The following is a 9,504-nucleotide window of genomic DNA, read 5'->3' as shown; positions in this document are numbered from 1 at the left end:
TTGGAATTCCCCCTATTTTCACCCCTCAGATCTAATTGCCGCCCAGGCCAAAAGTACAGTAGAAAGAATCAAAGAACATCCAATAGTTTTGGCAGTTCAAGACACAACAAGTTTAGACTTGACAACGCAAAAAGCCAAAAAAGGCATTTGAAATACAAGTACCTAGCCATCACTCCCAGGCGACCCCTCGTCAACCAGTCAAATTACCGGTAATTTTAGCTGAAGAAGAAAATCCTCATACCGGGGTTAATCCTATCAGTTGGCTCCTCTTAACTAGCCTAGACATTAGTAGCTTTGAATCAGCGATAAACTGTGGGCGCTGGTACAGTTATCGCTGGTTGATAGAACGCTATCATTTTGTTTTAAAAAGTGGTTGTGGACTAGAAAAACTGCAATTAGAAACGGGTCGGAGAATTGAGATGGCTTTAGCCACCTATTCAATTGTAGCTTGGAGATTACTCTGGTTAACCTATCAAGCACGCTTACACGGAGAGGAGAGTTGTGAAAGTTTTTTGGAAGAACATGAATGGCAATCTTTGTGTGCCACTATTCATAAACATGGTCCGCCACCTGAAAAGCCGCCCTCCTTGGCCAGAAGCGGTCAGAATGATTGCTTCTCTTGGGGGGTTTTTAGGTAGAAAAGGCGACGGTGAACCAGGTGTTAAAACTATTTGGTTGGGACTGGGAAGGTAACATGATATCAGCCAGACTTGGAAACTATCTCATCAAATTAGTCACCCCACAGAACCCCCTTGAGCCATATGGCACACTTTTCTCTTTTTGTCAAATTTTATGTTAAGAAAGATGTGACTAATGGATAGCTTATCAAGGGGGCAGGGGGTATCGAACCTAAAATCCATTTTAATTTTAATTATAACCAGCTACTTAATATGTTAAAATATGCCTAGATATTTGTAAACTTTTTCCTTTGTATGGATATCGTTATTATCGAGGATGAAATTGAAATCGCCCATTTGATTCAGCAAACTTTAGAGCGGGAATCATTTAATTGTCATCTGGCTTATAATGGTAGGGTAGGACTAGAACTATTTTATCAAAAGCAACCAGACTTAGTTATTTTAGATTTAATGTTACCCGAATTAGACGGACTGGAATTGTGTGCTAGAATTCGCCAAAAACCCGGGACAAAAGACCCCTATATCTTAATGTTAACCGCTAGGGGAGAAGAGATTGATCGCATTATCGGCCTATCTACGGGAGCCGATGATTACATGGTCAAACCCTTTAGTCCCCGGGAATTAACCGCTCGCGTAAGAGCTTTATTAAGACGTAGTTTAAGACACGATAGCCAACCACAGCAACTCCATCGCAGCCGTCATTTTATTATCGACTTAGACCAACATTCTGCTCTTCGTAAATTGGAGGGAATGCCAGAGGAAACCCTCGATTTAACCACCTTAGAATTTAATTTATTAGCTACCTTTGTCAGTTATCCCAATCGCGTCTGGAGTCGCACCCAATTAATCGATAATCTCTGGGGGAATGATTTTTTTGGCGATGAAAGGGTAGTAGATACCCATATCCGACGCTTACGCAAAAAAGTAGAACCCGATCCTGCTAATCCGATCTTTATCAAAACTGTAGTCGGTGTCGGTTATAAATTTGAGGATGACATTATTTAGGGTCTGCTGAAAAAGTTTGTTGGTGGGGTTAGTAGTCAGGAGTCGGGAGTCAGTATTCAGGAGGCAGTATTCAGGAGATCAGTAGCTGGTTATAATTAAATTAAAAATAGATTTTAGGTTCGATCCCCCCTTAGTCCTAGGGTGAATTCATAGTAGGGTTGATTCATGAATCAACCCTACCCTTAGTCCTCCCTTGATAAGGGTGGTGTCTGATAATTTTTAACGCCTACCTACTTAGGAGATGGCTTTTATTTATTCTCCCCCCACACCCCAACCCCACACCCCACACCCCACTTCCCCACTTCCCCACTTCCTCACTTCCCCACACCCCACACCCCAACCCCAATAAAAAATTCTCCCTAAAGGCATTTAAGCAGTCTTTAACCCTTATGTGCTACAATTTTTGAAGATTTTGCCATTCATTTAGGTTCAATCAGGGATCACAGCCTTTTCAGGGAAATTTTATGACAAGTAACTACGGCGCGGAACAGATACAAGTTCTCGAAGGGTTAGAACCAGTCAGGAAGCGGCCGGGGATGTATATCGGTACGACCGGGCCGCGGGGACTACATCATTTAGTCTATGAAGTGGTGGACAACTCGATCGATGAGGCCCTAGCGGGTTACTGTACTCATATCGAAGTGGATATCAAGGCCGATGGTTCCGTCAGCGTCACCGACGATGGCCGGGGTATTCCCACCGATGTCCACCCCACCACGGGTAAATCTGCCCTCGAAACCGTTCTCACTATACTTCATGCTGGCGGTAAATTTGGCAGTGGTGGCTATAAAGTGTCGGGAGGGTTACACGGAGTCGGGATTTCCGTCGTTAATGCTCTTTCCGCATGGGTCGATGTGACAGTCTGGCGCGATCATAAAGTACATATCCAACGCTACGAAAGAGGTATCCCCGTCACAGAATTGGTCAGCAGTCCCAGTCAAGAGGAAAAAACGGGAACTAGGGTTAATTTCCTGCCAGACACCGAAATTTTTAGCCAAGGCATCGAATTTGATTACAGTACCCTCTCCGGACGTTTACGAGAACTAGCCTACTTAAATGCCGGTGTTAAAATCACCTTTAGCGATTACCGTCCCGAAGAACCCCACATCGAAACCTATTGTTATGAGGGGGGTATTAAAGAATACGTCGCCTATATGTGTCGGGAAAAAGAAACCCTGCACAAAGATATTATCTATGTATCGGGGGAAAAGAACGGAATTAATATCGAAGTGGCGTTTCAGTGGTGTATAGATGCCTATAGCGACAATATTCTCGGTTTTGCTAATAATATCCGCACCATTGACGGGGGAACTCATCTAGAAGGATTAAAAGCAGTTCTGACTCGTACTTTAAATAATGTTGCTCGTAAACGCAATAAAATTAAAGAAAACGAGCCTAATCTAGCGGGGGAAAACGTCCGCGAGGGTTTAACCGCCGTTATTTCCGTAAAAGTCCCCGAACCGGAATTCGAGGGACAAACCAAGACCAAATTGGGTAACACCGAAGTCCGGGGTATTGTCGATTCGCTGGTGGGGGAAACTCTCAACGAATACCTAGAACAAAATCCCCAAGTGGCCGACACGATTATCGAAAAAGCAGTACAAGCGTACAAGGCGGCGGAAGCGGCCCGACGGGCCCGGGACTTAGTACGACGGAAATCGGTTCTGGAATCCTCACCTTTACCGGGTAAATTGGCTGATTGTAGCGAAAGAGACCCAGAAAGGTCAGAAATTTACATCGTCGAAGGTGACAGCGCCGGCGGAAGTGCCAAACAGGGGCGCGATCGTCGTTTTCAAGCGATTCTACCTCTGCGGGGAAAAATCCTCAATATCGAAAAAACCGATGATGCCAAAATCTACAAAAATACGGAAATTCAATCCTTAATTACGGCCCTCGGTTTAGGGATTAAAGGAGAAGATTTCGACCCCTCACAATTGCGCTATCATCGCATTGTTTTAATGACTGATGCTGATGTGGATGGCGCACACATCCGAACTTTGTTGTTAACTTTCTTCTATCGTTATCAGAAGAATTTAATTGACCAAGGTTATGTATATATCGCCTGTCCTCCTCTCTATAAATTGGAACGCGGTAAAAATCATTCCTACTGCTATAGCGATCGAGAATTACAGCAAAAGATAGCGGAATTTCCCTCTAATGCTAACTACACCATCCAACGTTTTAAAGGGTTAGGAGAAATGATGCCCCAACAACTTTGGGATACTACCATGAATCCCGAAACTCGCACTTTAAAACGGGTGGAAATCGAAGACGCGGCCAAAGCTGAGGAATTATTTACCATTCTTATGGGCGATCGAGTTGCCCCCCGGCGAGAATTTATCGAAACCCACGGATCGCGTTTAAATCTTACGGATTTGGACATTTAAACCGTAACTTTGGGCTGTGTTAGTCTAGGCTAATACAGCCCCCGATAAAATCCCCAAATCCAGTTACTAATCGGAGGGTTAGGGACTTGCGCTTTGATAATGTAGGGGCGAACTGCGTTCGCCCCTACATTGTGGACAAAATCCGTTACTGTAGGGGCGCAAAGCTTGCGCCCTCCGATCGATTGGGATATTATTCCCACGCAAGTCCCTTTAACTTTCTCCCAGTCCGTTTTGCCTTTCAACTTCGCCCACTGTTCGCAGGTGACTCTGGTAATAGGTTCTTCGTTCACGGTTATTAGCCCTCCTAGCACTAATTATTCGACGAACCGAGCCACGCCATGTATAATCCGATTTTAAACTAACTTTTGGATAGCTGCTACTAACTGCTCGATTTCTGAGGGCAAAGTGAAATAATGAACACAGGCACGCACGCAGAGGGGGTCGAGGAGAGTTCGCAGTAAAAACCCTTGTTTTTCTAGCTGTTGGACTAAATTTTGTGGGGTGATGGCCGAGTCAATTTGAAAGGAAACTAAACCAGATTCCGGTGGAGAATTTTTTAAACATTTCACCCCCTTAATCGTCTTTAATTCTTCCCAGAGATAAGCCGCTAATTGACAGATTTTTTCGTATCTTTGTCCCCCATCACCCCAGGCGTTATGTACCGCAATAGTTGCCCTTAAACCCTCAAATTGAGGATAGGCAGAAGTGGCCACTTCAAAGCGTCTAGCGTCTGGTTTCCAACCGATAGGCTGTCCTTGCTTATCTGTTTCAATACCGCGCCAACCGATAAAAGTGGGCTGTAAACTAGGGAAAATTTCGGGACGAATATACAATCCCCCCACACCGGCCGGTCCACACCACCATTTATGACCCGTAAAAGCATAACAATCGGCGGCAGTAGCGCTTAAATCTAAGGGCAAACAACCCACGGATTGGGCAGCATCCACCACCACTAAAACGGGTTGTTCGGTGACAGAATTATCATGACAAAGCTGCGAGATTTCCTTGAGGGGTAAAACCTGTCCAGTATTCCACAGAACGTGACTAACCACCAAAACCCTAGTTTTTGGACGTAAATGAGCGGAAATGACTTCTATGGGGTTGCCGTCGTTTAAAGTTTCCCGAATAGGACAAGTGGAGATTTCCAGATGATAACGACGGGCAATTTCCCGAACCGTGGCCATAATTCCGGGGTGTTCACAATCGGTTAGTAAAATATGTTCCCCCGCTTGCCAATCAACTCCCCAGAGGGCGATATTACAGCCCACAGTGACATCCTCGGTGATAGAGAGAGTGCTGGGGCTAATTCCCAACTCCTGAGCCATTTCTTGCCTGAGAAGTTCCGTTTTTCTGGTAATCCAATCGTTTACCTGTCCTGAAAAAGGCCCCTTTTGTTGGAGAAAATTATGGGCATCGATAATCGCTTCTAATCCGGCCTTGGGCAAGGTTCCCTGACCACCGAAATTAAAATAAACTTTATTGCTAAGTCCCCGAAATTCCTGTCTTTGTTCGGCTAAATCCGGTTTACTAGGGGCGCAATCGAGGCTATTTTCGTCTAAATTCTGCATAAGCGAGGAGATGGGGGGTCAGTTATCAGTTATCAGTTATCAGTTATCAGTTATCAGTTATCAGTTATCAGTTATCAGTTATCAGTTATCAGTTATCAGTTATCAGTTATCAGTTAGAAGGTGTTGGGTTTTGGGGTTTTAGGGTTTTAGTTGAATTCCCCATTTCCCCATTTCCCCACTTCCTGACGACCGACTCGGAGAATTCTAGCGACGGATTAAGTCGCAATTGTCACAATAGTATTAGAGTAGAGGAAACATACTTGGGAATGTTTTCTTTTTTTAAGTTTATTATTTTCTACTTTACCTCACAGGTCCAGGAAAGCTTAACTTTTCTCCTTGATAGAATGCTACTGACCGATGATCTACTTCTAGACTACCAACGTTGTCAACGCCGTGGGTTTTTAAATCTCTACGGCAATAGCCAAGAAAAAGACCCTGAGCGAGATTTTTTGCTTAAATTGCGTCAGGAGAGTCAAATTCACGTTAACAAAGTCCTGCAAGACTCCTATCCCGATTATTGTTCCCTGACTACTCCCAGCACGGATATTTTAGCCGCCGCTAGGGAAACGGAAGCTTTGATGGGTCAGGGGGTATCCTGTATTTATCACGGAGTCCTTTTACAATCTGGCTATCCCGTCTCTTTAACCGGTTCCCCGCATTTATTAATTAAACAGCCAGGAAAGTCGAAATTTGGCGATTGGATTTATTATCCCCTCAATATTCAACTCGGTCGCCGTCCTAAGCCTGAATATAAGCTGCTGGCTACTTTTTACGCCTATTTATTGGCTGGTATGCAGGGAGTTTTTCCCAATTACGCAGAAATTGTCCTACGTCGTCATAATCGCTATCGGGTGGAATTGAATCTCTGGTTAACTAAACTAGAGGAAATAATCAAAAAGTTCGGCGAAATGGTGATTAATCACCAAGAACCAGAAGTTTTTATCTCGCGTCAGCGTTGCAGTTTATGTCATTGGTATAGTCACTGTTATGGTATCGCTCAAGCGAGTCAACATCTTTCTTTAGTCCCGGGGGTAACTCCCAGTCGTTACCAATTTTTACAGTCTTTGGGGGTTTCCACCATGGAATCCCTAGCGCTTACCTGTCCTACCCGTATGGGGGAGGGGATGGGGTTAGAGGTGGCTAATCAGTTACAATTACAGGCCCAAGCAATTATTGAAAATCGGGCCTTTCGCAAAAGCAACGGCAAAACTGCTTATTTGTCTCCCCTACCGAGGGCCGAGATTGAATTTTATTTTGACATCGAAGCGGAACCAGAACAGAATTTAGATTATCTTTTGGGGATTTTACGGGTTGATTATCGAGTTAATACCCAGCAATTTTATCCGTTTTTGGCAGAAAAGCCGGAAGATGAAGGCAGGATTTGGCAGGAATTCTTAACCTTAGTCATGCAGGATTATCAAGCACCAATTTTTCACTTTTCTGAGTACGAAGTAGAAACAATTAAACGATTAGGTTATCTTTATAAAACCCCTTCTTCTTTGATTAATCAGTTAGTTTCTCGCTGTTTTGATCTGCACTATCAGGTAGTTAATTCGGTAACTTTTCCCGTGGAAAGTTATTCTTTAAAATCCCTCGCTAACTGGATTGGCTTTCAATGGCGCGATCGAGGAGTAAGCGGGGATCAATGCGTTTGGTGGTATGACCAGTGGTTAAAAACAGGAGATCGGACTTTATTGGCGGCTATTTTGCGTTACAATGAGGATGATTGTCGCGCCACCTTTAGACTAAAAGATTGGCTCGTAAACTTTTTAATTTGATTCTAAAGATTTATGACAAATAGGGGGGAATGTAGCCGCTGCTACCCGTAGCCGTCAAGGGAAAATGATAAGCTATGGGTGTGAAGACAGTCCCCTCACCCAATGGTGATCCCCATGTTCTCCCCACTTTTTCCGCTTCTACTCCTACTGCTTTCCTTCCTTAGTCTTCTCTGGTATCAAAAGACCGATAATGATATTTTTAAAGCTCTTGCCGTTAGTAGTTTGATTTTTGCAATTATTTGGGGCTTAGTTCTCGTTCATTGGTCAATTCACCTGCTGGGACTGCTGTTATTGTTAAAATTCAGAACCCCCGCTTTCAGCTTGGTGCGCGTGCCTAGATGGTGATGGTTTGACCCTAATCTTCCAACTGTCCGGTAGGCACTTCGATCGCTTGTACATCGATCGTACCGGGAGGGGTGAGAGTAATAAACTTACCCCCTGCCACTTTTAACGGTTCACCACAGTTAGGACATTGACATTCCGTGCGATTAAAACCCGTAAATTCGTAGCTGCAGACGGGACAGCTATCTTCAACTAAATTGCGTCGTAACCACCAGCGAAAAATCCCCCAAGCAATCACAGGGGAAATTATTAGGAATGCCACGAGAATTAAAAAACCATTGACTAACCAACCCAGTCCGATCGAGCCTAACAACAATCCGACTAAAATCAAAGATAAGAAACAACCCAAACCAGAATCATTGACAGAATAGCTGCGGAAAAAGTTGTTATTCACGGCTCAACCCTCGATTCATCAAAGCTGCAATTATCTTTAACCTAACACACTCCCAACACATTGCCACGGTTAAATCTTCTTTTTTACTCACCAGTTCCTCGCTCTCTTCTGCTTTGGGTTTAGTTTTGATCGAGATTATCCGGACTGACATCCTCACCAAATCTGCTGGGGAGTGGGTCCTCCGATTGTTATAATAGTCAGTCCCTATCCACCATATCTCTAAAAACCATGAGCGATCCTCGTCTATCTCTAGTGGCAGCTGCCCGAAGATTTTATCAACTGGGTTGGATGCTTGGCACGGCGGGTAATTTATCCGCTAAAGTTGATGATCATAGTTTTTGGATTACTGCCAGTGGCAAAAGTAAAGGTAAACTCACAGAACAGGATTTTGTGCGCGTGGATCTGACGGGAAAAGTCAGAGAATTAGCTCATCGAGATAATCGTCCTTCGGCCGAAACTAGCATTCATCAGGTGATTTATTGTCTCTTTCCCCAAGCGCAAGCTTGTTATCATGTCCACTCAGTGGAAGCGAATTTAGTTTCCCGTTTTGCTCGCGAGGACAAGTTATCGTTACCTCCCTTAGAAATGTTGAAAGGTTTAGGTATTTGGGTAGAAAATCCTCAAGTATTTATGCCGGTTTTTGCTAACTATCTCGATGTGCCGAAAATTGCCGCAGAAATAGAAAGTAGATTCTCAACTTTCCCCCCAGAAATTCCCGCTTTACTGATTTCTGACCATGGCGTGACGGTGTGGGGTGAGTCTCTAGAAACTACCGAGAATTATTTAGAGATAGTTGAGTATATTTTTCGTTATCTAGTGTTAAGAAGGATTTAAACCGCTTATTCTTAGATTAGCCGAACTTCCCCCAATCCCTTTACTGTTGCCTTTTGCCTCTTGCCTTTTGCCTCGTCTCAACAAGCAATTTAAATTACGAACAGCTTCGCTATCTAGTGGCAGCCTATCAGTTGACACTGTCGTGCTTCGCTGTTCTATGCTGGCGGAACCTTTCATCTCCGAGGTGAAACCGAGAGTTCCTTCAAGCCGACATTATAGGTAAAACCTTGTTAAACCTTCATCGAAAATTTGGGTCTGAAACCCCGTCGTTCTACGACGGCTTTACTGTTAAATATGAGCATCGTTTACGAAATATATGCTAAAATGTGAGATATGGAAAAAGCCTATTCTTACCGATTTTACCCCACACCAGAACAAGAGTCGCTATTGCGGCGCACATTGGGCTGTGTAAGATTGGTTTACAACAAAGCTCTCCACGAACGAACACAAGCTTGGTACGAAAAGCAAGAAAGAGTAGGCTACGCTCAAACTTCTTCAATGCTAACCGATTGGAAAAAGCAAGAAGAATTAGACTTTCTCAATGAGGTAAGCTGTGTA

General features: G+C 43.9%; 9 protein-coding genes and 1 pseudogene. 8 read left to right on the top strand and 2 right to left on the bottom strand.

The genetic code is table 11. From position 1 onward, the window contains the following. From IM515_RS21475 to gyrB, 3 genes and pseudogenes are all read left to right on the top strand, one after another. A pseudogene (locus IM515_RS21475) lies at positions 1–756 on the top strand (IS4 family transposase); the annotation flags it as partial. A 176-nt stretch (positions 757–932) separates the two neighbouring features. Beyond that, complete coding sequence (locus tag IM515_RS21470) at positions 933–1,643, top strand: response regulator transcription factor (RefSeq protein WP_002770008.1); 711 nt, start codon at positions 933–935, stop codon at positions 1,641–1,643. Positions 1,644–2,107: 464 nt separating this feature from the next. After that, positions 2,108–4,030 carry a DNA topoisomerase (ATP-hydrolyzing) subunit B gene (gene gyrB / locus IM515_RS21465; protein ID WP_287630684.1) on the top strand — a complete coding sequence of 641 codons (1,923 nt, stop codon included), beginning with the start codon at positions 2,108–2,110 and terminating at the stop codon, positions 4,028–4,030. Positions 4,031–4,383: 353 nt separating this feature from the next. Here the strand turns inward: gyrB and IM515_RS21460 are convergent, their stop codons facing one another. Further along, positions 4,384–5,598 (bottom strand): aminotransferase class V-fold PLP-dependent enzyme, encoded by a 1,215-nt coding sequence (locus IM515_RS21460; RefSeq protein ID WP_002770015.1) that lies wholly within the window; start codon positions 5,596–5,598, stop codon positions 4,384–4,386. A gap of 10 nt (positions 5,599–5,608) precedes the next feature. On the opposite strand from IM515_RS21460, the gene IM515_RS21455 reads away from it, so the two are divergent. The 3 genes from IM515_RS21455 (at position 5,609) to IM515_RS21445 (ending at position 7,721) form a co-directional block, all read left to right on the top strand. Further along, positions 5,609–5,740, top strand: a complete 132-nt coding sequence (locus IM515_RS21455; RefSeq protein ID WP_287633196.1) for a hypothetical protein — start codon at positions 5,609–5,611, stop codon at positions 5,738–5,740. Positions 5,741–5,942: 202 nt separating this feature from the next. Beyond that, complete coding sequence (locus tag IM515_RS21450; protein ID WP_287630687.1) at positions 5,943–7,376, top strand: TM0106 family RecB-like putative nuclease; 1,434 nt, start codon at positions 5,943–5,945, stop codon at positions 7,374–7,376. 102 nt (positions 7,377–7,478) lie between these two features. Further along, positions 7,479–7,721 carry a hypothetical protein gene (locus IM515_RS21445; protein ID WP_002738501.1) on the top strand — a complete coding sequence of 81 codons (243 nt, stop codon included), beginning with the start codon at positions 7,479–7,481 and terminating at the stop codon, positions 7,719–7,721. 10 nt (positions 7,722–7,731) lie between these two features. Here the strand turns inward: IM515_RS21445 and IM515_RS21440 are convergent, their stop codons facing one another. After that, a complete protein-coding gene (locus IM515_RS21440; RefSeq protein WP_002770018.1) occupies positions 7,732–8,112 on the bottom strand; it encodes a hypothetical protein in 381 nt (126 codons plus the stop codon). 228 nt (positions 8,113–8,340) lie between these two features. On the opposite strand from IM515_RS21440, the gene mtnB reads away from it, so the two are divergent. Next, positions 8,341–8,946, top strand: a complete 606-nt coding sequence (mtnB, locus tag IM515_RS21435) for a methylthioribulose 1-phosphate dehydratase (protein ID WP_287630682.1) — start codon at positions 8,341–8,343, stop codon at positions 8,944–8,946. A gap of 333 nt (positions 8,947–9,279) precedes the next feature. Beyond that, positions 9,280–9,504: helix-turn-helix domain-containing protein (locus IM515_RS21430; RefSeq protein ID WP_287666247.1), on the top strand; the 225-nt coding region annotated here is incomplete at its 3' end.

It is taken from the genome of Microcystis sp. M44BS1, from assembly GCF_020244875.1.
GTDB classification, from domain to species: domain Bacteria; phylum Cyanobacteriota; class Cyanobacteriia; order Cyanobacteriales; family Microcystaceae; genus Microcystis; species Microcystis panniformis.
Note: the sequence above shows the minus strand (reverse complement) of the source record. Positions and strands in the feature narration are given on the sequence as shown.